A 22,752-nucleotide genomic window follows, 5' to 3' on the forward strand; every position below is an offset into this window, starting at 1 on the left:
CATTCGATGCGCGCCCGGCAGGGATAAGGAGTGTGGGGAACCCTAGGCCGCTGGCTCTTCCGGCCCTAGCGGTTTGAGGATAAGAATCAGTTTTGGCAGTAATGTCAGCGAACCAACAATCGCTGCGATCATGGCAATACTGGTGAGCAAGCCAAAATAGACCGATGGAATGAATTCCGATAATACAAGCACCGAGAAACCCGCCGTAATGGTAACTGACGTGTAGTACATTGCTCGGCCGATTGAGCCGTGCGAGCGATGCATCGCATTGAGGTAATTGCGATCCACCGCGAATTCGGTTTTAAAGCGGTGGATATAGTGAATCGCATCATCAATCCCAATGCCCACGGTGATTGCCGCCATCGTAATGTTCATCATATCCAGGGGAATACCAACCAACCCCATGAACCCCAGCACAGCGCCCGCCGCTAGAATATTAGGGATAATGGCGGATAACGCTAACGTAAAGGAACGGAACAACACCAAAAACATCAACATGATACCCAAAAACACAGCACCCAGAGTCGCAATTTGTGACGTAAACAAACTTTGCAACATGTTGTTGTATAGCTTTAACAAGCCTGTGAATTTGACTTGTTCTGACTGCAAACCCATTTCGTTTTCCGCATAGGCACGAATTTTTTCAATCAGTTCGACACGACGCAAATTGCCACTCGTCTCTTCAACACGTAAGGTGATGCGAGTTTGATTGGCTTCATAAGAAAGGAACGGGTCAACCAACAGCGCTTTGACATTGTCCGGCAATTCATTTTGCAAAACGGCAAGTTCAAAATCGTTTAATGGGCCACGGTAAATATCACGCACAACCTTGTACGCAATGGCAAGTGATTGCACCTTGCCGACTTCCGGCAAACTATCAAGGTAGTCATGTAGCTGTTCGATTTCTGAAAGTCCTGCATTGCTGAACCAGTAGCTTTCTTTCAGCTCCTTTTTACTTTCTTCATTCTCAGCAAAAGGATCGTCTTCTCCAAATGGATCTGATTCTGCGAAAGGGTCTTCTTCCGCAAAGGGATCATCTTCAAACCCAGCGTCCTCGACAGCGAACGGATCATCCTCAGCAAAAGGGTCTTCGCCAATCGCACTTTCGTCTTCAGCTGAGCGAACGGGTACATCAAGAATAATATCCAGCGACGTAGTGCCACCAAAGTTGCGGTCAATAACCACCATGCCTTGATATATTTCAGTTGATTCATGAAAGTAATCGATGGGTCGGTTTTCAACGACCAAACGCGACATACCATAAATTGTCGTTGCGGCAATCAATACCGAGAAGATAACCACAGCATTCCCATGCTTCTCAGTGAAACGAGAAAAAATCATAGTAATTGCACCGGAGTTATCGCCTTTATCTTTAGGCTCTCCTTTAGGCAACAACAATAACGTTGACGGCAAAAAGATAAACGCCATCGCAAAAGCGACCATCAAACCAATAGTCATCATCCAACCAAAGTCAATGACCGGTTTAATATCACTTACCACTAAAGACACAAACGCAACGATGGTCGTTAGCGTGGTATACAAACACGGCACCACCATAAATCGTACCGTTTGCAACACTAAGGCTCGCTGAGACCAATCCGGATGTTTGGCATGTAGCTCCCGATAACGTACAACCAAATGGATAGTAATGGCCAAGGTCAAGATTAATAGCAGCGCGACAAAATTATTGGAGATTACCGTCATACGCCAATCCAGCCAGGACAAATAGCCCAGCATCATGGTGACGGTAATGACACAAGTGCAAAATGGGATAAGAACAAAACGTAATTGACGAAAGATGATAGCCATCATTAGCAAGATGAAAGCGGCTGCAATCGCACCGAAAACCACCATATCGCTTTTGATAAATTGAATCATGTCGGCGGTGATCATCGTCACACCACCGATAAAAATATCAGCTCGGTCTTGGTAGCGCGCAACAATTTCCCGCACTTGCGCTACTCGCTCATGGGCCTCCGCATCTTTTTGCGTTCGATAATCCAAAAAGGTTTTTGACACGTCCGCCAACTCCTGAGATTCAGCGTCGGTCAAGCCTTCGGTATCACGCTTCTTACGTAAACTATCTCGATGGCGAACTAATTCGGTGTACTTGTTATCAACTTCGAGATTGAGTTGTATCGCGGTGGTATCGCCATCCGGGCCAAGAATAAGTTTTCGATAAATCGGGCTTTCTTGGAATTCCCGCTTGGCCATCTCGCGATCAACACCGGGCGTTAGTAATGTTCGCTCACTTTCTAAAACTTCGTCTAAGGTCTGCAATGGACTGTAAAGTAGCGGCACATCAAGAATCGTATTTGCACCCACCACACCGTGCAGCTGCAACAATTCATCACGCAAGGCTTGCAGAGTATTTAATGCTTCATCTGAAAACAGCGGCGCATGCGGTTTATAGGTGATAACGAGAAAATCACCGCTTTGATAGCGTGATGAGATCTCGCGAAAATAATCTAGATCAGTATCGTGCTCTAAGGTAAGAGAATCAGCGGATGCATCTAATTTAAAACGTGGCAAGCCAGCCGCTAGGCCCACCAATAATGAAAGCACCACAATGAGGGTGACCAATGGGCGCCCTAAAATAAGTTTGTCGTATATGTTGACTATCGATTCCCGCATGCAATCCGCCTGATTATTATTCCATCAACTCACCCTCGCTCCATAGCCACCTGCGCTGTGGTTACGGCTAGACAAGTTTTCACACTTAGAAGTTCAGCGCGCTATTGTAGGGGGTTATTTCGCGGGGGGATACCGCCATAGGGCGTCAAATTTAGCCGCGCGTATTAGCCCATGGGCCAGAAATAGATAGCCGCTACAGCCGATACCATGACAACCAAAGCGACTGCCGACCAAAAGGCTTTAGAAGATTTGATGTGATGCTCTTCAGCGTGAGGCATTACCCTTGATGTATTGGCGCACGTTGGCATCTCACCCTGTAGTTGTTCCAGTTCATTGAATACAACCTGCATCGACGCCATTCGCTGACTGAGGTCAGGCTCCAACATGCGCTGCATGAGCTGCTGTAAGTCCTGGGGCAAGCGCCGCATGGCACGGGTAATGTCGAGTTTACCGTTGTGAAATTTTGGCAATTGCCCAAGCAATAGCTGATAGAAAATTACACCTAAGCTGTACACATCGCTCTGCGGGCATAGTGGCTCACCCTGTGGACGGTAGGCTTGAGAATGAATCACCCTGCGCTTGTTGCGGGTATCATCCTGCGGCTCTCCATGAGGCAAACCAAAATCGGTGATCTGTGATCGCTGTTGATCACTGAATAGAATATTACTCGGCCGCAGATTACCGTGAAGAACATGCTGCGAGTGCGCATAACTCAGAGCACTACTTAACTGAATGCCCAGAGTTAAAAACTGCTCAACCGACCATGGCCGCACCATCCGTTCTTGTAGGTTACCACCCGCGGCATAATCCATTACTTGAATAACTGTCCTGTTATTCTTAGAACTGCCGTGAACACGCAGAATATTATCGTGCGCAAGCTTCGCTACTTTTTTACCCATGACAAAGCCATTGTCATCGTTGGTAAATTTTTTAACGACCAGCTGCTGCCCAGTATTTTTCTCCACAAACAGATAAATCGCATAGTGCTCTGCTTCTCGAAGTATATCGAGCAACGCAAATGTTTTTTTATTATTGACTGATGCCTTAGCTCGAGCGGCTCGTTTTTTGTCTAGATGTGAACCGCGAGAAAACAACAACAATTGATTCTGAATTGCTTGCAAATCGGGGCGCGCTTGTGGATCCATTCGCATACACGACTGAACAGTTGGCGCGATAGCTTGTGGCAACGGCGCATTGTCCGGTTTTTGTTGACGCTCCGCACTAGTAGGGTTGTGCCCAGAAAATATTTCGTAAAGCATGACACCCAGGGAATAGATATCACTTTTGTCATCGGCCATGACCGTGGGATCTTGTAGCTCCGGTGCCATGTAATTGATCGTTCCCATGACTTCACCAGTGACACTGGCCGCCTCGGATGCATCTCCCCCATTTCGTTCACCGTCATCAGTATCTAGTGTTTGACTGTGCTGGGCATCCTCAAAGAACTGGGCAATACCAAAATCCAACACTTTGATCGTAAAATCTTTGTTGACCAAAATATTACTGGGTTTAATATCGCGATGAATGACACCATTTTTGTGGGCATAACTTAATGCCCGGCATATCTGCAAACAGACATCAATTTTTTTCTGTAGCGGTAGAGTCCCGCCTCGCAGTAATTTGCCAAGCTCTACGCCATCCACATATTCCATGACAAAAAAGGGGGTTCCCTCTTTTGTCATACCGCGATCGATGACTTGAATAATATTGGGGTGACTCAAGCGAGCGATAATAACCGCTTCACGCTCAAAGGATTCAAATACCTGGCCGTGTTGGTGTAACTGCTGATTCAGCACTTTGATAGCCACCGGGCGCGCTAGCGATAGTTGCTGACCGCGGTATACGGCCGCCATACCGCCCTCGCCAATTTTGTCGCCGAATTGATATCCCTCTAATTCCAACGCTTCCACACTGGTTCCTTTTGAAATGACACCAGTCTTAAGCGTAGTCAAAATATGGGATTTTTCCGGCGTTTAAGTGCGGACTCTTCTATACTTAGCGGTGTCCTGAATACAGACGGAGAGCCCAGCATGCATGCACAACGCGCGCCCGAAGCACCCAGCGAGACGACAGGCTGGTCGCTTATTGCTTGCGGTAGCTGGTCGACAGGAGAAGAATTCCCCATCACCCAGGGTCGATTCATTATTGGACGTGACCCGAAGTGCAACCTCATTCTTCCCAGCAACCACGTATCCCGTCGTCACGCCGAATGCGAAGTGTTAAGCAGCGGATTGAGCGTTAAAGACCTCGGCTCGGTGAATGGCACCTTCGTCAATAACGAACCGGTAAAGGCACATACTGCGCTTCCGGGGGACAAGGTACGTATCGAAGAGTTTGAGTTTCAGATTAGCGGGCCAAACAATGCTGACGATGACAAGACCAGCATTCGCCCGGTGGTTGCTATCCCAGAGACCTTAAAAAAACCCAAAATTAAAACCCATATCGACCAGGGACAACCACGATTTAAAACACGCCCGACATCGCCCGGCAACCGAATTGAGCCGCTTGAGAAGCAATCATCATGGCTCGGTATTATTACCGGTGCAGGCATTGCTATTGCGATATTAGGCTTAGGCTATTTTGCCTTACCCATCTTGCGGCAATTTCTAAACGGCTAGATTCGCTATTTATTTGGCAACTAAACGCGAACGAAGATATCTATTCACCCCACTTGGGCATTATTGTTTGCTCAATATCGAGGTGATCAAGGATGCGCCCAACCATAAAATCAATTAAGTCTTCTATCGACTGCGGCTGATGATAAAAACCCGGGCTTGCAGGCATGATAACCGCGCCCATCCGAGTCAGCTTCAACATGTTATCTAAATGGATTTCAGAGTAAGGCGATTCACGGGGCACGATAATCAATTGGCGCCGCTCTTTTAAAGCAACATCGGCTGCGCGTTCGATTAAGTTATTACTTGCGCCCGTTGCGATGGCCGACAGAGTGCCACCACTTGCCGGGCAGATAACCATAGCACTTGGCGAACTAGAACCGGACGCGACAGGCGAAAACCAATCCTCACGTTCTAACAGAATTAATTGCCCTTCATCTGCATTGAATAGTTGAGATAAAAAACGTTGTTGCGCTGCAAAGGTGTCTGGTAATTCAATATCGGTTTCTGTTGCGATAACAGTTTCAGCAGCTCTTGATATGATTACGTAGACGCGGCAATTTGCAGCAATTAAACATTCCAACAACCGCAGACCATACTGAGCACCCGACGCCCCGCTCATCGCTAAGGTGACCGTTTGATCGAAACCATCATGATAATTGCTCATTGAATTTCCTTTCAGTGCTTTTACTTGTGCGTACTTTTACTTGGAGTCAGCTTTCAATTTTGACTCTGGTGTGTGCCAAAAAAATAAAGCAGTCGCCGTTATTTTTCTTTTAAGGCTGCGAGCAGACGTTGATGAATGCCGCCGAAAGCACCATTGCTCATGATAACGATATGAGCGCCTTTACCCCCTGCTTCGCACTCGGATGCTCTTAATACAGTACGACGAATTAATTCATCGATATCGCGCATTAGCTCGGCTGGTGCTTCACTTGCTGACACGACATCATCTAAAGACCAATCGATAGCTGGCGGTTGATACCAAAAAACCTGATCTGCATCTCGTGTCGCTTGGGGCAATTTAGCTTTATGCGCTCCCATGCGCATGGTATTCGAGCGCGGTTCAATCAAGGCAATAATTTTTGCCTCACCTACCTTCGCTCGCAACCCCGCCAATGTTGTAGCAATTGCCGTTGGATGGTGAGCAAAATCATCATAAACAAACACATCACCGACTTGCCCCAAACATTCCATGCGACGCTTTACGCCCGCAAAATTCGCCAGTGAATTAACCGCTGTTTCAGGCCGCACACCTACATGTCGTGCCGCAGCAATAGCGGCTAAGCCGTTTTGAACGTTGTGATTTCCCGTTGCATCCCACTCGACACAACCACACAGCTCGCCTTGAAAATAGACATCAAATTTAGAGCCATCTGGATTAATCAAACTTGCTTGCCAATCACCACTTCCCTCTAAAGCCAAGGTTTGAGTGGGCGTCCAACACCCCATGTCGATAACTTCATCCAACGCTGGTGCATTATTCGGGTAAACCACCAAACCATTGTTGGGCACAATTCGCACCACATGATGGAACTGGCGTTGAATTGCGGATAGGTCAGGAAAGATATCCGCATGATCAAACTCCAGGTTATTCAACACCAAAGTGCGTGGAAGGTAATGAACGAACTTAGATCGCTTATCGAAAAAAGCCGTATCGTATTCGTCAGCTTCTACAACGAAAAACGGAGAGGAGTCACTCAAGCGAGCTGAATGGCCGAAATTCCCCGGCACTCCACCAATTAAGTAGCCCGGCTCCATGCCTGCATCGTCAAGAATCCAGGCTAACATTGAACTCGTCGTAGTTTTACCGTGAGTACCCGCCACGGCCAGCACCCATTTGCCTTGGAGTACAAAATCATGAAGCCACTGCGGACCGGAAACATACCGAATACCGGAGTCGAGCAATGCTTCAACGGCGGGGTTGCCTCGGCTCATTGCATTGCCGACCACGACTAGATCCGGTGCGGGTGATAATTGCTCAGGCGAATAACCTTCGATAATTTCTATACCCGCTTCTTCAAGCTGGGTACTCATTGGAGGGTAAACATGAACATCGGCACCGGTCACGCGATGGCCTTGTGCCTTCGCCAGCTGCGCCAGGCTCCCCATGAAAGTACCGCAAATACCGAGAATGTGAATATGCATCTTCTAACTCACTCGTTGATTCGGCGCAAAGCTTACCACGGTGGAGAAAGGCAAAATAGCAATTGCTCCCGTCACCGAGAAGCGGTTCATTCGCGCGTTATTTACCCACTCACGGTGACACTCAAGCGACGATTTCGTTAGAATAGCGCACCTTTACGAGCGCCAAACCATCAATCTGGGAGATTTCATGGCTAAGAAGAATGCCTTTTACGCACAATCCGGCGGTGTCACTGCTGTCATTAACGCAAGTGCCTGCGGAGTTATTGAGACTGCGCGTGCGAATAAAGACAAAATCGGCAAGGTATATGCCGGCAAAAACGGGATCATTGGCGCTCTACGTGAAGAGCTAATCGACACCAGTAAAGAGTCGGCAAAAACCATCGCATCCTTAAAGCACACGCCGTCTGGCGCATTTGGCTCTTGCCGCTATAAGCTCAAGAGCCTGGAAGACAATCGTGCTGAATACGAACGTCTGATTGAAGTCTTTAAAGCGCACAATATTGGTTACTTCTTTTATAACGGCGGTGGGGACTCTGCGGATACCTGCCTGAAGATTTCTCAGCTCTCTGAAAAAATGGGCTACCCCCTTCAAGCCATTCACGTTCCAAAAACCGTTGATAATGACCTGCCCATTACAGACACCTGCCCCGGTTTCGGCTCGGTCGCGAAGTACGTTGCTGTATCTATCCAGGAAGCAGGCTTAGATGTCGCCTCCATGTGTGAAACGTCAACCAAAGTATTCGTAATGGAAGTGATGGGTCGTCACGCTGGCTGGATTGCTGCAGCGGGTGGTTTGGCCGCTCAAAAAGAAGGCGATGCACCACACATTATTCTGTTCCCCGAGATTGCGTTCGACCGTAAAAAGTTCATGAAACGCGTGCAACAATGCGTTAAAAAATACGGCTACTGCGCAATTGTCGCTTCCGAAGGTGCGCAATATAAAGACGGTAAATTTTTGGCCGACGCCGGCACCAAAGACGCCTTTGGCCACACACAGTTGGGCGGCGTCGCACCAACCCTTGCCAACATGGTTAAAGAAGAACTCGGCTACAAATATCACTGGGCTGTAGCCGACTATTTGCAACGCGCCGCACGTCACATTGCATCCGAAACTGATGTTGAGCAAGCCTACGCTGTAGGCCAAGCCGCTGTAGAAATGGCACTTGCCGGTAAAAACTCAGTAATGCCAGCCATCATCCGCCAAAAAAGCAAAAAATACCGCTGGAAAATCGAAGAGGCACCTTTAGAAAAAGTTGCCAACGTCGAAAAAATGATGCCGCGCAATTTTATTAGCCGTGACGGCTTCGGCATTACCGACGCCTGCCGAGAATACCTTGCGCCATTGATTCAGGGCGAAAGCTACCCCCCGTATAAAAATGGCGTACCTCAATATGCAACATTAAAAGGCGTTATGGTTCCGAAAAAAATCAAAAAGGCATTTAAAGTGTAAATGCAGCGCAAACTGCAACACTTAGCAAAGCCACCTTTGGGTGGCTTTTTTAGTTCTACCACTTCGCACCCGACTCTAATTGCTACTCGCCACCTAAACCAAAGAGCGCAGACCGACGACAGCGATGTGATTGCAGCAAAAAAAATGGGCTTGTAGAATACAAGTCCAACGTTTGAGGGGCTCCCCATGCCATCTTCACTACCTCCACTCAATGCCCTTCGGGCTTTTGCGACAGCTGCTCGATTATTGAGCTTTAAAAAAGCGAGTGAAGAGCTAAGCGTTACTCCAAGCGCGGTAAGCCAACAGATTAAAAACCTTGAAGACCATTTGGGCGTTGCGCTTTTTCATCGCACCACGCATGGCTTAGAAGTGACAACTGAAGGAAAAGAGTTACTCCCCTCTTTGGAGCAAGCATTTGCCGACATTACCCAAGCCGTCGGGCAAATTAAAAATGAGAATAAAGAATTTTTGCGCGTCAGCGCCATGCCCACCTTTACCGCCAGTTGGCTTGCACCGAAACTTGGTGAGTTTCACCGCCGCAACCCCAATATTGTTGTCAGCTTACACTCCTCTCTAGAGCTAATTGATCTCAAGAAAGACGACTTTGATTGTGCAATTCGCACCTACTTATTCAACGATAAGCCCAGTGATGACGAAGTATTTGTCGTAAACGGGTTAAAACATGAACGATTATTTGATAGCCAGCTGTTTGGCGTTTACAACCCACGGCGGTTAAAAAATCGTAGAGGCGCGCTGTCTATTCCTTCGAATATTGAGGAGTTAAGTAATTTCAATCTCGTGCACTTTCGCGATTACAACACCTGGACAATGTGGGCTCGTTATATAGGGCCGACACACCTCGATACAAGCTCGGGCATCGTATGCTCAGACATACAATCCATGGTATATGCAATTCAAGATGGGCAAGGCATTGGCGTTGTCGACGAAGATATTTTGAACAATTCGATCCTTGGTCAAAATCTGGAGGTAATATTTCCAGAAAGTGTACCGGGGAAAATGTCGTTTTACTTAATATCGCCGGAAGAAGAATCTAGCTCAGATGCAGCAGAGCTGTTTAAGAAGTGGCTTTTCGCTTCCACACAAAGTATTAGAGGACATTACACTTTTGATTTGAGCCGAAAAGCAGAATCCGCAAATCCCCAATAAAACAAGGAAGCCGACGGGGAGCAGGGGATTGTGTCGACTTCCTCTAAACTAACGCTTTCTTAACACTGACTTACTTTTTAATTTCAAACTTAGCAATTTCTGCTTGGCGATGACTGCCTTCACAGTAGGCCGTTGCCGCTTCTGAGCGTTTTTGCCCTGGCTCAATAATATCGATCCAGAACTTGTAGCTCGAACCTGACTTCACCTTCTTGCCCAGCTTAATGGTCGCGTCGGCATAACCTTGCTTTCGGATTTCCTCACCACATTTTGTTAGCAAATCCCCGTAAGCTGATTTGTTTGCCATAGCGCCTTGTGATATTGCAGCTAAACCAGCCACCATCAATACGCTCACGGCAGCGTGCCTCGAGAATACTCGTGATATAATTTGCGTGCTCATTGTTGCACCCCTTCAATAAGAAAATAAAATAACAAAAACAGATTTGTGACACTCGGCAACCCGGCATCAACACGGCTGCAGTCTAGGTAGGCGAGGAACTATCCACAATCTATTAAATCTTAGTGCAAACTTAGTTTTTCTTATTGACCGACTGTCCTCTTAACGTCACCTTTTATAAGGATTTTCAACTGGAACAGATATGCGTTTATTCGTCTTAATATTATTTAGCCTTATGCTCACCGCATGTGGTGAGTCGACCCCTACTGATACTGCAGAGTCATACTGGCAAAGCGTTTTAAACGGGGAAGAGATAAAGCGCCAGCTGCTTGTCAGTGATCAACGAGAACGAGGTGTTGAGAGCTATTTTGACCCCAACCTTGCAAGCACGGTTCACTTCGAACAAGCGGTTATAGAGGGCCAGCACGCGCGCGTCGTGACACACTTATCGATAGAAGAAGCTAGCGGCACAGCGCACTACACCACCCCCACATACTTGGTTCAACAAGACGGTGAATGGAAAGTTCGGGCGAACGAAACACGCAAGGCATTTATTAAGCAATTATTCACCGCGTCTCTTGACCAGCTTCAAGACACACTGTCAGAGTCAGCGGAAGAATTTCGCAAAATGGGCGAGGAGTTTGCGCAGGTGGCGGCGACAGAAATCAATGAAGCTGCCGAACAACTTCAAGAGGATGCCGAGCAAGCCAGCGATGACGTGGAAAAGTTTTTACAACAATTAGATAAAACGTTGGTAGAAGAGCTCAAAAAATACGCTCAGGAGAACCCATAACAATAGATAGAACGAAGCGACTCAAAAGAAAAAACCCCAGGCAGACACCTGGGGTTTTTCTTTGCGGTATTGAGATTGGCCATCGACGGAGATTTACCTTCACTCACTAGCCCTAGCCCAAGAGTGGCGCGATGACCAAACTGACAATGGCCATCACATTAATCAGGATGTTCATCGACGGACCCGAAGTATCTTTAAACGGGTCACCCACGGTATCGCCCACCACAGCGGCTTTGTGGGTATCCGAACCTTTACCTCCGAGATTACCCTTCTCGATGTATTTCTTAGCGTTATCCCACGCTCCTCCAGCATTGGCCATCATTAACGCCATCAAAACGCACGTCACCAACGCGCCCGACAACATGCCACCCAATGCCGTTGGGCCTAACAAAAATCCCACAACCACTGGCGCGGCTACGGCTAGCACCCCTGGGGCAACCATCTTTTTCAGGGCCGCCTGCGTCGCTATATCGACACAACGACCACTATCTGGTTTCGCAGTACCCTCCATCAAGCCGGGGATTTCTCTAAATTGCCGCCTAATCTCTTTGATCATGTCGAATGCGGCATCGCCAACGGCTCGCATCGTCAGTGCACTCACTAAAAACGGGAAAATACCGCCAATGAACATACCCATGAGCACTAGAGGGTCACTCACATCCAAGGTAAAACCCGGCACGTTGTGCTCTACCGTTTCTATGAAGGCCGCAATGATCGCCAAAGCTGCCAGACCAGCGGCGCCAATCGCAAACCCCTTACCAATGGCCGCGGTGGTATTGCCTACCTCATCGAGCCCATCGGTTATTTTGCGAGTTTCTTCACCCATCTCAGCCATTTCAGCAATGCCACCTGCGTTATCCGCAACAGGGCCATACGCATCGATCGCCATGGTAATACCCACGGTCGAGAGCATACCTACCGCCGCAATGCCCACGCCGTAGACACCAGCCCCTTCAGGTAACAGCGAGCTCGTGCCAAAAATAATACCGGCGATAATTAACACCGGAACTACGACGGATTCCATCCCAGTCGCCAAACCAGAAATCATCACCGTGGCAGGTCCTGTCTCACCATCCGAAGCCAACTTCTCTACTGGCTTGCCACCGGTGTAATACTCGGTAATTAAACCAATCACAATCCCACCTACCGCACCGCAGACCACACACCACCAGATGTTGATATTGAGTTTAAGCGTGAAAATTACCAGGTAGGCTGCAGCGATGAAAATGACGGCCGCACCGATAGTTCCGAAGCGCAGCGCCACATCCGGCGCCTTTGACGACATACTGCGTACAAGGAGGATACCAAGGATTGAGCAAATCAAACCCGTTGCCGCGAGCAGCAACGGTAACGACATTAATTGTTCAGCTGAATCCGTTTTCATCGCCGTCAGCGTGGCCATACCCATGGTGGAGGCAATGGCAATGCAGGCGATCATCGAGCCGCAATAGGACTCAAAAATATCCGAGCCCATCCCAGCCACATCGCCGACATTATCGCCCACATTATCTGCAATCACCCCCGGGTTTCGCGGGTCATCTTCAGGAATGCCCGCTTCTACTTTACCCACCAAATCGGCACCCACATCGGCGCTCTTGGTGTAGATCCCGCCGCCGACGCGGCTAAATAATGCGACGACAGAGCCTCCCATACCAAAACCATGGATAGCTTCAGCGTGCTCGCCACCAAAAAAGTAATAGAGAGTGCCTAGCCCTAACAGCCCCATGGACGCCACCACCAACCCCATGATAGATCCGCCATAAAAAGCCACGCTGAGAGCTTCAGGTGCACCCTTGGTACTGGCCGCAATGGTTGTTCTAACATTTGCCTGAGTGGCGGTATACATACCAATGTAACCGGCAATGGCAGAGCATGCAGCGCCAGCGATGAAAGCGACTGGGGTATGCCAGCTCTGAAATCCTATGAAGAGCAGCACCACAACGAGCACAGCAAAGGTGCCTAAAATGGTGTACTCGCGACGCATAAACACCATAGCGCCGGTATGGATCGCATCGGCAATCTCTTTTACCGTGCCTTCTCCGGCGGGAAATTTTTTAACAAGCAGATAGATGATAAATGCAGCGACGAGCCCCGCGACGCCAAGCGCAGGGGGAATTAATGAAAGATCCATACTCACTCCTAGTTCATTATTGTCTGAACCGGACGGCGTTGCTCAAACCAGCACTACATGCTGTAACGCACTAAGCATTGTCGATAGCGGCTCACTTCATTCTTAAGGGTGAAACAAGTTCTTGAGCGGGAATTATCCCATTGCACTAACCGAGAATCTCAAACCCGATAACCGCAAACCACTAACGGATCGCCAACGATTCTATGCGACCTCGCCCCCCACAGCAAACGCCTATCGCCACGACAAAACTAAACCATTAAGCCATCCACTGTGAGCCACAACGCCAAATTGAGCAAATTTTAAGCAACAACTATAGGACCCAAGAATACTCCCTTGATAAGGGTTGATAATCTGGATCGTGGCACCATATATGGGCTATACTTGCGTGTTTGCATTTTTCACCTTCTACACGTTCACACAGTCGCACCGAAGGACGCTAATGTCTGTAAATAAACAATCCCGAATCAAAGAACTGATCGCTCGTGGTAAAGAGCAAGGCTACCTTACCTACGCTGAAGTTAACGATCACCTCCCAGAAGACATCTCCGATCCAGATCAGGTAGAAGACATCATTCAGATGATCAACGACATGGGTATCCAGGTGTTTGAAACTGCACCGGATGCTGAATCGTTACTGATGACAGATGGCGACTCTTCTGCCGATGAAATTGCCGCCGCCGAAGCCGCGGCTGCCCTAGCTGCGGTGGAAACCGAAGCCGGTCGCACCACTGACCCAGTACGCATGTATATGCGTGAAATGGGCACCGTTGAGCTGTTGACTCGTGAAGGCGAAATCGCTATCGCAAAACGTATCGAAGAAGGCATTCGTGAATTAATGCACGCAATGGCTTACTGGCCCGGTGCTGTCGAAAAGATCGTTGAAGAATACAACCTTGTCGAGCAAGAAGAGCGACGCCTAGTCGATGTAATTGCTGGCTGGTTAGACCCTGCTGAAGAAGTGCCCTCGGCGGCTGAGATTCTGAATGCCCAAAAAGCCAAAGAGGAAGCTGCAGCGAAAGAAGCTGACGAAAACGATGATGATGACGATGATTCGGCAGATTCTGACGAAGAAGAAACATCCGGTGTAGACCCAGCTGAGGCTAAAGAACGCTTTGACAACTTAGCCAAGCAGTTGACTAAGACCCTCAAGGCTATCGATAAACACGGCCGAGACTCTAAACAGGCTGGCAAAGAATTTGAAGCATTGGGAGAAATATTCAAGTTCTTCAAATTACCACCTCGTCAATTTGACCCAATGTATCGCGGCATTCGCGACATTCTTGATCGTGTGCGTGCAGAAGAGCGTGCCATCATGGCGCTTTGCGTGCGTGACGCCGGAATGCCCCGCAAAACGTTTATTAAAGAATTCCCTGGCAACGAGATCAACGAAGAGTGGATCCCCGACGTCATCAAGAAAAAGCGCGACTACTCGGATGCACTACGTCCTTACACCATGGATATCATGCGTTCGCAACGTAAGCTAATTCAGGTAGAAGAAGAAAGCGGCCTAGATCTCGCCACCATTAAAGAAATCAACCGTCGCATGTCGATCGGTGAAGCGCGTGCTCGCCGAGCCAAGAAAGAAATGGTTGAAGCCAACCTACGCTTGGTGATCTCCATTGCGAAGAAGTACACCAACCGTGGCCTACAGTTCTTGGATTTGATTCAAGAAGGCAACATCGGTTTGATGAAAGCGGTAGACAAGTTTGAATACCGCCGTGGTTACAAGTTCTCGACTTACGCCACGTGGTGGATTCGCCAGGCCATTACTCGATCGATTGCCGACCAAGCACGCACCATTCGTATCCCTGTGCACATGATTGAAACCATTAACAAGCTCAATCGTGTATCACGTCAAATGCTTCAAGAAATGGGTCGCGAGCCTACGCCGGAAGAATTAGGCGAGCGCATGGATATGCCAGAAGACAAGGTGCGCCGTGTGCTGAAGATCGCCAAAGAGCCTATCTCGATGGAAACACCCATCGGTGACGACGAAGATTCGCATCTTGGCGATTTTATTGAAGACAACACCATTGAATCGCCCGTTGATTCAGCCACCGGTGAAGGTCTAACGGAAGCGACTAAAGAAGTTTTAGCGGGTCTGACTGCTCGCGAAGCGAAAGTGTTGCGCATGCGCTTCGGCATCAACATGAATACTGACCACACCCTGGAAGAAGTGGGCAAACAGTTCGATGTAACCCGTGAGCGTATTCGACAGATCGAAGCCAAAGCGTTGCGTAAACTGCGCCACCCTTCGCGCTCAGATCACCTGCGCAGCTTCCTCGACGAATAGTCTCCGCATAATCTCATGCACATTCGATATTAGGGCCGCTTTAGCGGCCCTATTTATTCTTGGGCCGTTTTGGTTACAATCTGCCTCCATTCAACCGCAACATAACTAGCCTCGACTCAACGACACGAGAAAAGGATCCACCTATGAGTACCTTTGACGACAATAGCCTCAGCATCGGCAATACACCGCTGGTTAAAATCAATCGCATTAGCGACGGCAAGATATTCGCCAAGCTTGAAAATCGTAACCCCGCCATGTCGGTGAAATGTCGTATTGGTGCAAACATGATCTGGGACGCCGAAAAACGCGGCGTATTAAAGCCAGGCATGAAAATTATCGAGCCCACCAGCGGCAATACGGGCATTGCGCTTGCGTTCGTCGCAGCGTCACGTGGTTACCCTATCACCCTAACCCTACCTAGCACCATGAGCCTGGAGCGCCGTCAATTAATGAAAGCGTTGGGCGCAAACATCGTATTGACCGAAGGCGCGAAAGGCATGCCTGCGGCAATCGCTAAAGCAAAAGAAATTATGGAGTCAGAGCCCGGTACTTATTGGATGCCGAGCCAATTCGACAACCCCGCCAACCCTGAAGCGCATGAAAAAACAACCGGGCCAGAAATCTGGGAGGATACCAACGGTGAAATCGACGTACTCGTGTGTGGCGTTGGCACAGGCGGGACACTGACCGGAATTTCACGATTCATCAAAAATGTCCAAGGTAAAGCCATTACCACGGTGGCCGTAGAACCCTCCTCCACAACCATGATCACGGCGGCTAAAAAAGGCGAGGAGCCGGTACACGGCCCCCATAAGATTCAAGGCATCGGTGCCGGCTTCGTACCTGCCAACCTAGACCTCGACATGGTCGACCAAGTTGAGCAAGTGAGTAACGAAGACGCCATGACCTGGGCACACAAGCTTATGAAAGAAGAAGGTATTCTTGCCGGCATCTCCTGCGGAGCCGCTATGGCTGTCGCTGATCGCGTCTCAAAGCAGCCGGAGCACGCGGGTAAAAACATTGTAGTTATCCTTCCGGATTCAGCAGAACGCTACCTCACAACCGCGTTATTTGAAGGGCAATTTACAGATAACGAAACCGTCCAGTAGCCTTTGCCGCAGCCGCCAGCGGCTTACATAAAATTTCACACCTACTTGATCGACATCATAGTTCGCCACTGCGCAGTAATCATACTGAAAGTAGTGGCGAATGATTTGAGAAGCGCCATTACAACCTTCTACAAGACCCATGAGGAGATGCAATGAGCTCAACACGATCACGACAATCATTAACCTGGTTATCCTTACCTCTCGTATTCGCGATTGGAACAATATCTGGCTGTGGAGAGCAAGAAGTACAACAACCCGCTCCTGTGGCCAGTCCAGTAGCAACCGCTCCAGCACCCGAACCCCAACTGCCAATCAGCTTAAATGAATTGATGGTGGCGCTGGTCAACCAAGCTGCAGACCCAATTTGGGTAGCTGCCTGGAAAAACCCTCAATCAGATGAAGAGTGGCGCAGGTTAGAATACCTAGCCAACCAACTGGAAGTGGCCGGTTCTCTGTTAAAAATCCCCGGAACGGGGCCAATGGATAAAACCTGGACAAGCGATGCACGGTGGCAAGCGTTTTCTGATCAGCTAGTACAAGTCGGTAAGCAAACCCTAACCGCCGTGGGCACCCGTGATATTGAAGCAATTAACCTCGCAGGTGACGACTTAGTAGCGCTCTGCGAAAGCTGCCACATTCAATTCAAGCCCGCCATTCCAACCGGTAACAAATACGGTGAGCTCTCGCCCACTGAATAGCAGAACCCAGGGCATACTGCACGTCGCAGTATGCCCTTGATTTTCCCTCCTCAAATATTGGCCATCCCGGCTTTTACCTTTTATAATGCGCGACCCTGTTGATACAGACCTTAAATTCTCGCTCGCCCCTCAAACGGGTGAGCAAAGGGTGAAGTCGGGAGTCGAAGCGCCGCGCAAGAATTTGAAGGAGCATACATTAAAGTATGTGACCGAAAATCCTGAGCACGCAACGAAGAATCGCGGCTTCAGCCGAAGCTCAAGTAATTAACCGGTATTGACGCCGGAGTTTTTCGCGAGAGCAAGGTGCCGCACAGGTGAGGAAGGAAGTGTATACAAAATACATGACCGCCCGAACCGCGCACGCAACGCAGCACTCGCGAAAAATAACAAGTCAAAGGTCCCTTAGCTCAGTTGGTTAGAGCAGTCGACTCATAATCAATAGGCCAGGGGTAAAAAAGTTTAAATGGGCCTGTAGCTCAGTTGGTTAGAGCACACGACTCATAATCGTTAGGTCCTCGGTTCAAGTCCGAGCAGGCCCACCATTTAAACCTTTAAAATCAGATAGTTAGAAGCAAATTCTGTTTTTTATCCTTCCCGCCGGGGTTCAGAAAGACGTAACCCTGACGCATCCACACCAAATCCAACTCGACGAAATGCTGAACGCTGATTTTTCCAGGGTTACACTGGGGTTACATATCCCAAACAGTCATATTCGAGAGACCTACGATGAATGTATTTAACCAAGGGATTCTGGAAGAGTTCATAAATGAAGGGCTTTTTGAAGTCGAGACCGCTGGCCCCTTGCACCACCCCATTAATGAGTTAAAAGTACAGAGAGATCAGAAGCTCAACATAATCTTAACCACATCCTCAGCCTATGACGCCAAATCAGTGGCTGTGGATCATCCACCAGGGACTGTTAGGATAAATGAAGACTCTATTGAGCTCAGAAATAGAGCGGGAATCAGGGTGATAATGGAAGGAATTCAGCCCTTCAGCAAGACGGAAACCACAAGCCGTGACGGCGAAACAAAGCGCACCGAGCTATCATCAGTAAGCTCCGTCAAGGCTGTGATCCAGCCCCAAGATACAACCCCCATCAAATATCTAGTAGAGAGGCTAGAGAATGTTGATAGCGGATATTATCTCTGGCCTGATTCTGTAGATACAGAGACCAGCACTCAAACTCTCATTTCAATTGGCCCCAAAGGCAATACTGTAGAAATACCATGTGGATCAAGTACGACTGGGTCTGCTAGTCGATGCCTCCAATTAACAATTGGAGGACATTCGCTATACCTCATTAGCTCCGGCGAAGACCAAAGATCGCTTGGTGTAAAGTCAGGCTTTCTACTTTACCTAGAGCCTCCAGAAAAAGACATTCGCAAAAAAATCAGGAATTGCTTGTCATTTGTCTTGGGACGTCCATTAGTTGAGACGGGCCATAGCACTTTCGACTTCGAATGGAATTTAATTTCATTCGAAGAGATAAGTGCATATTCAATGGGAGGAACTGCATTTTCTACGCATACACTTCCCCCATGCCCTACTGGAAAGACATATCAAGGGGAGCTAGACAAAACTATTGTAGAGCCCCTATTGAACTCGCTTTACCTGAGGTATGAAGAGCTAAAATTTGGACATTTATCTTGGGCATATTGGCATGCCATTACCGCCCCCATACATATTGCTGCCGTACACTTTGGTTCCTGCATGGAATCTCTTCAAAATTCATATATCGAAAACCACGGAAAAATTTTCCAGACATCTCTAATGGAACGAACTGAATGGAAGGCCTTCCGCCCAAAACTTGTTGGAATTCTTTCAGAAACTGAAGTTAACGAAGAAGAAAAAGAAGTGCTCACCAACAAAATAAACGCGTTAAATCAAACTCCACAAAGCATATTGACTGACCGATTCCTTGAACATCTTGAAATCAAACTATCCGAAGATGAAAAAAAGGCTTGGAAGCAAAGAAATAACGCAGCGCATGGTCGAGAAATTGAAGCTGGAAAAGAAATACAGCTAATTCGAGAATTAAAAATTCTTAAAGTAATTTTCCACAGGGTGTTATTAAAGATAATAAGTGGATCTAGCTATTATATCGATTACTACTCAATTGGCTTTCCAATCAAATCGTTAGCAGACCCTATTGTTGACGAAAATTAGCATCTATCTTCAATAGAAAAACTCCACCACTTATGAATATTGGTGGTGGAATCTGGATCTACCGGACTCAGAACTGTATTAAAATCCGTAAAGGACAAGCCTGTTTTCCCTATAAAACTGTGAAACAGTTCAATCAACCTATCAAACTTAACTATCAGCTCATCGATTCCAACTGAAAATTCCGGAAAACGGTTATAGAAAACTTCTCTCAACAGCTCCGCATCTTTCTTACTCATCTCAACCTTCCTGCACAGAAAAAGCCGATGGCCAAGCCTATACAAATCAACGACTAGACCGCCCGTTTGGAACTCCGAAGGATTCCGGTGGAGCATCACGATATAGGCAGCAATTACACCACTAATAACATCCAGCAGCAGCGCTCGTGCAAGATCATCTGGTAGGTGCGTTTGATTGTTGGGTTTAACCAGGTACATCAATGCTGCGCAAAGGGGGCTTACTGAGTCATAGGGATTGATTCGTTCGGCAATAAATGGATAAGCCACAGGCCTCTTTTTCAACCACACAGCATAGCGGCTGGATTTTTGGTTTACTGATGAAGTCAGGGCCTTGCCGCCCCGGTAGGCAGTGAATTTCGGTCTCTCCAGGTTAGGGATTCTGGGAATTAAATCGCACACCGCAGAGTTAACCACGGCCAAAATTTCCTCAGCTTCGGCCAATGTCTCTTGGTTATTTGGCATGTTGCTTCGGCTGATTAAATCCAGCGCTACTAACAACGTCTGTTCAGGATCATTAGTACTACGGCCACCCCACTTGCTACCCAGATCCTCATCAAATAGACCATCGATCAGCTTACGAGTAGTCAGGTTTGGCAATGCCTCACCGTTGCGCCATCTAAAGAATGGCCGCCGAGGCAGATAAAAACGTTTTTTGGAATCTTTGTGGCAAGCAGTAAATCGATTGAGATACTCATAGCGATCAAATTTTTCACCGCTATCAGAAGGCTTTACCTCCAGGCACTTACGCTCCAGCTCTCGAATCAATATTCGAGCCCGTAAAGGATTTGCAGCAAATGCTGAAACTGATTTCGCTTGCTCTCTCATGACTGCCAAAAGTGCCTTTTCATATAAATTAAAAGACACCTTAAAGTCACCCTTCCTTAGAGTCAATCATCCATCATCACACCATGCTATTTCATGCCATATGGAGTAACGATGGATACTCAACAACCTGAGCGATACCTCACTTACGAACAAGTGGCCTCGCTCCTTTGCATGTCTACAGGTGGACTCCGAAACCGACACAGCAGGGGTGAGCCCATGCCACCGTCTGTGAAAATTGGCCGGAGACGGTTATTCCCGGAGTCAGCTTTTCATGCCTGGCTCAAAGAGCAGAGAAGTAATGGAGACACCTTGTGACTTCCCTGCTTACAAAGGCTTTGGATATTGCGGAGGCCTTCAATTCCGCGCCAGAGCCTGTTGATTACGTGCTGCCCAACATGGTGGCTGGTACCGTCGGCGCTCTGGTATCACCGGGCGGTGCCGGAAAATCCATGCTGATACTCCAACTGGCTATGCAGATTGCGGGCGGGTCAGACCTACTGGAGATTGGCGAGCTCAATCACGGCACCGTGACTTACCTACCCGCCGAAGATCCGCTCATCACCATTCACCACCGCTTACATGCGCTGGGCAAGCATTTGAGCGAAGAACAGAAACAGCTCATCGCACGCCAGATGACTATTTTTCCTTTGGTTGGCGTGATGCCAAACATCATGGGATCTCAGTGGCGTAAAGAGCTGCTCAAGGTGGCTGATGGACACCGCTTGCTGGTGTTGGACACGCTGAGGCGCTTCCACATCGAGGAAGAGAATGCCAGTGGCCCCATGAGTCTGGTCGTAGGCGCTATGGAGTCCATCGCGGCAGAAACGGGCTGCTCTATTGTCTTTCTGCACCACGCCAGCAAGGGCGCGGCTATGTCCGGTGCAGGCGATTTGCAGCAGGCCAGCCGGGGCTCTTCGGTGTTAGTCGATAACGTGCGCTGGCAAGCCTACCTCGCAGGCATGACCCAGGCGGAAGCCGAGAGCTTGGGTGTAGACAACTCCCAGCGCGGTTACTTCGTGCGCTTTGGTGTCAGCAAGGCCAACTATGGCCCTCCCTTTAAGGAACGCTGGTTTCGCCGGCACGACGGTGGGGTATTGAAACCCGCCGTCCTTGAGCCCACCAGAACCAAAGGGGCTCGCCGTGACGAAGTTTGATTTAACTCACGCCCGGCACGACCCCGCTCACTGCCTAGCACCCGGACTCTTCCGCAGCCTCAAACGGGGTGAGCGGAAAACTATCAAGCTCGATGTAGTCTATGAATTTGGCCAAGGCCAAAAAATTGAATTCAGTGGGCCAGAACCCTTGGGCGCAGACGACCTGCGCATCCTGCAGGGCTTGGTGGCCATGGCTGGCCCCGCCGGTCTGGTGCTATCCCCAGATCCGAAAACCGATGCCGGGCTTCAGCTCCGCATGTTTATGGAACCCAAGTGGGATGCCATTCAGCAAGATGCCATGGTGGTCAAAGGCAGCTATCGTGCTCTAGCCAAAGAAATTGGCTACGCCAACATCGAGGACACAAAACCCATCCGGGACTGCATCGAGCGGCTATGGAAAGTGTCGATCATTGCGCTATCAGGCGGTAAACGTCGCGGTTTCCGACTCTTGGCTGAGTACGCCAGTGACGATGCAGCAGGCAAGCTGTTTGTCGCTCTCAATCCAATGATCGCCCAGGCCGTGATGGGTGGCAACCAGCACGTTCGAATAAACCTGTGGGAGGTGCGCTCCCTCAAAAGTGACGCGGCCCGGCTAATTCACCAGCGCCTGTGCGGCTGGATCGACCCCGGTAGATCTCGCCGTATCGAGCTGGATACGCTGTGCTCCTATGTCTGGCCAGATCCAGCTAGCGCCACCACCATGCGCAAACGTCGGCAACGGGCCAGAGAGTCTCTGCCCGAGCTTATTAGCATTCAGTGGAAGGTAAGCGAATACGCCTTGGGCAAGTTCGAGATTACTCGGCCGCCCCACGATAACGGTCACAAAGCCCCCGGTAACTGTCACGAATCCCCCCGGCAACCGTCACGCCCTAATGAAGCCGATCCCTGTAACGACGAGGGCTTCAGAGTAGTTGGGGAGGTTCATCCATGATTATC

General features: G+C 48.8%; 18 protein-coding genes and 1 tRNA gene. 12 read left to right on the plus strand and 7 right to left on the minus strand.

Annotated elements, in window-relative coordinates; genetic code table 11:
* Nucleotides 1-42 precede the first annotated feature (42 nt).
* The gene (locus ACZ5NB_RS15670; protein WP_460233197.1) at nt 43-2,634 is read right to left on the minus strand and encodes an efflux RND transporter permease subunit; all 2,592 of its coding nucleotides are present in this window, start codon (nt 2,632-2,634) and stop codon (nt 43-45) included.
* A 164-nt stretch (nt 2,635-2,798) separates the two neighbouring features.
* Nucleotides 2,799-4,544 (minus strand): protein kinase domain-containing protein, encoded by a 1,746-nt coding sequence (locus ACZ5NB_RS15675; protein WP_460233198.1) that lies wholly within the window; start codon nt 4,542-4,544, stop codon nt 2,799-2,801.
* 120 nt (nt 4,545-4,664) lie between these two features.
* On the opposite strand from ACZ5NB_RS15675, the gene ACZ5NB_RS15680 reads away from it, so the two are divergent.
* A complete protein-coding gene (locus ACZ5NB_RS15680) occupies nt 4,665-5,252 on the plus strand; it encodes an FHA domain-containing protein (RefSeq protein ID WP_460233199.1) in 588 nt (195 codons plus the stop codon).
* A 40-nt stretch (nt 5,253-5,292) separates the two neighbouring features.
* Here the strand turns inward: ACZ5NB_RS15680 and ACZ5NB_RS15685 are convergent, their stop codons facing one another.
* Together ACZ5NB_RS15685 and mpl are read right to left on the minus strand one after the other, a co-directional pair.
* On the minus strand, nt 5,293-5,916 hold the full coding sequence (locus ACZ5NB_RS15685) for a flavin prenyltransferase UbiX (RefSeq protein WP_460233200.1): 624 nt from the start codon (nt 5,914-5,916) through the stop codon (nt 5,293-5,295).
* Between the two features lie 98 nt (nt 5,917-6,014).
* Entirely contained in the window at nt 6,015-7,397 is a 1,383-nt protein-coding gene (gene mpl, locus ACZ5NB_RS15690) for a UDP-N-acetylmuramate:L-alanyl-gamma-D-glutamyl-meso-diaminopimelate ligase (RefSeq protein ID WP_460233201.1), read from the minus strand.
* Between the two features lie 187 nt (nt 7,398-7,584).
* Between mpl and ACZ5NB_RS15695 the strand changes: the two genes are divergently transcribed.
* Nucleotides 7,585-8,847 (plus strand): 6-phosphofructokinase, encoded by a 1,263-nt coding sequence (locus ACZ5NB_RS15695; RefSeq protein ID WP_460233202.1) that lies wholly within the window; start codon nt 7,585-7,587, stop codon nt 8,845-8,847.
* A gap of 186 nt (nt 8,848-9,033) precedes the next feature.
* Nucleotides 9,034-10,014 (plus strand): LysR substrate-binding domain-containing protein, encoded by a 981-nt coding sequence (locus tag ACZ5NB_RS15700; protein WP_460233203.1) that lies wholly within the window; start codon nt 9,034-9,036, stop codon nt 10,012-10,014.
* Between the two features lie 70 nt (nt 10,015-10,084).
* On the opposite strand, the gene ACZ5NB_RS15705 is transcribed toward ACZ5NB_RS15700, so the two are convergent.
* Entirely contained in the window at nt 10,085-10,411 is a 327-nt protein-coding gene (locus ACZ5NB_RS15705) for a hypothetical protein (protein WP_460233204.1), read from the minus strand.
* A gap of 199 nt (nt 10,412-10,610) precedes the next feature.
* On the opposite strand from ACZ5NB_RS15705, the gene ACZ5NB_RS15710 reads away from it, so the two are divergent.
* Nucleotides 10,611-11,201: a hypothetical protein gene (locus ACZ5NB_RS15710; protein ID WP_460233205.1), complete on the plus strand. Its 591-nt coding sequence runs from the start codon at nt 10,611-10,613 to the stop codon at nt 11,199-11,201.
* Between the two features lie 112 nt (nt 11,202-11,313).
* Here ACZ5NB_RS15710 and ACZ5NB_RS15715 read toward each other — a convergent pair whose 3' ends face one another.
* Nucleotides 11,314-13,332, minus strand: a complete 2,019-nt coding sequence (locus ACZ5NB_RS15715; RefSeq protein WP_460233206.1) for a sodium-translocating pyrophosphatase — start codon at nt 13,330-13,332, stop codon at nt 11,314-11,316.
* Nucleotides 13,333-13,771: 439 nt separating this feature from the next.
* Between ACZ5NB_RS15715 and rpoD the strand changes: the two genes are divergently transcribed.
* From rpoD to ACZ5NB_RS15740, 5 genes are all read left to right on the plus strand, one after another.
* Complete coding sequence (gene rpoD, locus ACZ5NB_RS15720) at nt 13,772-15,625, plus strand: RNA polymerase sigma factor RpoD (protein ID WP_460233207.1); 1,854 nt, start codon at nt 13,772-13,774, stop codon at nt 15,623-15,625.
* A gap of 143 nt (nt 15,626-15,768) precedes the next feature.
* Nucleotides 15,769-16,734 (plus strand): cysteine synthase A, encoded by a 966-nt coding sequence (gene cysK, locus ACZ5NB_RS15725; RefSeq protein WP_460233208.1) that lies wholly within the window; start codon nt 15,769-15,771, stop codon nt 16,732-16,734.
* A gap of 152 nt (nt 16,735-16,886) precedes the next feature.
* Nucleotides 16,887-17,432, plus strand: coding sequence for a hypothetical protein (locus ACZ5NB_RS15730; protein ID WP_460233209.1), 546 nt, complete (start codon nt 16,887-16,889; stop codon nt 17,430-17,432).
* Nucleotides 17,433-17,897: 465 nt separating this feature from the next.
* Nucleotides 17,898-17,974 (plus strand) — tRNA-Ile (locus ACZ5NB_RS15735).
* Between the two features lie 184 nt (nt 17,975-18,158).
* Nucleotides 18,159-19,601, plus strand: coding sequence for a hypothetical protein (locus tag ACZ5NB_RS15740; RefSeq protein WP_460233210.1), 1,443 nt, complete (start codon nt 18,159-18,161; stop codon nt 19,599-19,601).
* Here ACZ5NB_RS15740 and ACZ5NB_RS15745 read toward each other — a convergent pair.
* Nucleotides 19,598-20,701 (minus strand): hypothetical protein, encoded by a 1,104-nt coding sequence (locus ACZ5NB_RS15745; protein ID WP_460233211.1) that lies wholly within the window; start codon nt 20,699-20,701, stop codon nt 19,598-19,600. The two genes, ACZ5NB_RS15740 and ACZ5NB_RS15745, sit on opposite strands and share 4 nt — an antisense overlap.
* A 72-nt stretch (nt 20,702-20,773) precedes the next feature.
* On the opposite strand from ACZ5NB_RS15745, the gene ACZ5NB_RS15750 reads away from it, so the two are divergent.
* The 3 genes from ACZ5NB_RS15750 to repC are packed head-to-tail and all read left to right on the plus strand — an operon-like array spanning nt 20,774 to nt 22,747.
* Nucleotides 20,774-20,977 carry a helix-turn-helix transcriptional regulator gene (locus tag ACZ5NB_RS15750; protein WP_460233212.1) on the plus strand — a complete coding sequence of 68 codons (204 nt, stop codon included), beginning with the start codon at nt 20,774-20,776 and terminating at the stop codon, nt 20,975-20,977.
* Complete coding sequence (locus ACZ5NB_RS15755; protein ID WP_460233213.1) at nt 20,974-21,816, plus strand: helicase RepA family protein; 843 nt, start codon at nt 20,974-20,976, stop codon at nt 21,814-21,816. Before ACZ5NB_RS15750 ends, ACZ5NB_RS15755 begins: the two co-directional genes overlap by 4 nt.
* Nucleotides 21,803-22,747, plus strand: a complete 945-nt coding sequence (gene repC / locus ACZ5NB_RS15760) for a replication protein C, IncQ-type (protein WP_460233214.1) — start codon at nt 21,803-21,805, stop codon at nt 22,745-22,747. Before ACZ5NB_RS15755 ends, repC begins: the two co-directional genes overlap by 14 nt.
* Nucleotides 22,748-22,752: the final 5 nt, after the last annotated feature.

This window comes from Aurantivibrio plasticivorans, assembly GCF_055392955.1.

Bases quoted from the DNA above. Each gene is read 5' to 3' on its own strand.
- ACZ5NB_RS15715 (WP_460233206.1), bottom strand. From the start codon at position 13,332: ATGGATCTTTCATTAATTCCCCCTGCGCTTGGCGTCGCGGGGCTCGTC.
- cysK (WP_460233208.1), top strand. From the start codon at position 15,769: ATGAGTACCTTTGACGACAATAGCCTCAGCATCGGCAATACACCGCTG.
- ACZ5NB_RS15705 (WP_460233204.1), bottom strand. From the start codon at position 10,411: ATGAGCACGCAAATTATATCACGAGTATTCTCGAGGCACGCTGCCGTG.
- ACZ5NB_RS15680 (WP_460233199.1), top strand. From the start codon at position 4,665: ATGCATGCACAACGCGCGCCCGAAGCACCCAGCGAGACGACAGGCTGG.
- ACZ5NB_RS15670 (WP_460233197.1), bottom strand. From the start codon at position 2,634: ATGCGGGAATCGATAGTCAACATATACGACAAACTTATTTTAGGGCGC.
- ACZ5NB_RS15700 (WP_460233203.1), top strand. From the start codon at position 9,034: ATGCCATCTTCACTACCTCCACTCAATGCCCTTCGGGCTTTTGCGACA.
- ACZ5NB_RS15685 (WP_460233200.1), bottom strand. From the start codon at position 5,916: ATGAGCAATTATCATGATGGTTTCGATCAAACGGTCACCTTAGCGATG.
- mpl (WP_460233201.1), bottom strand. From the start codon at position 7,397: ATGCATATTCACATTCTCGGTATTTGCGGTACTTTCATGGGGAGCCTG.
- ACZ5NB_RS15740 (WP_460233210.1), top strand. From the start codon at position 18,159: ATGAATGTATTTAACCAAGGGATTCTGGAAGAGTTCATAAATGAAGGG.
- ACZ5NB_RS15695 (WP_460233202.1), top strand. From the start codon at position 7,585: ATGGCTAAGAAGAATGCCTTTTACGCACAATCCGGCGGTGTCACTGCT.
- ACZ5NB_RS15730 (WP_460233209.1), top strand. From the start codon at position 16,887: ATGAGCTCAACACGATCACGACAATCATTAACCTGGTTATCCTTACCT.
- rpoD (WP_460233207.1), top strand. From the start codon at position 13,772: ATGTCTGTAAATAAACAATCCCGAATCAAAGAACTGATCGCTCGTGGT.
- ACZ5NB_RS15710 (WP_460233205.1), top strand. From the start codon at position 10,611: ATGCGTTTATTCGTCTTAATATTATTTAGCCTTATGCTCACCGCATGT.
- ACZ5NB_RS15750 (WP_460233212.1), top strand. From the start codon at position 20,774: ATGGATACTCAACAACCTGAGCGATACCTCACTTACGAACAAGTGGCC.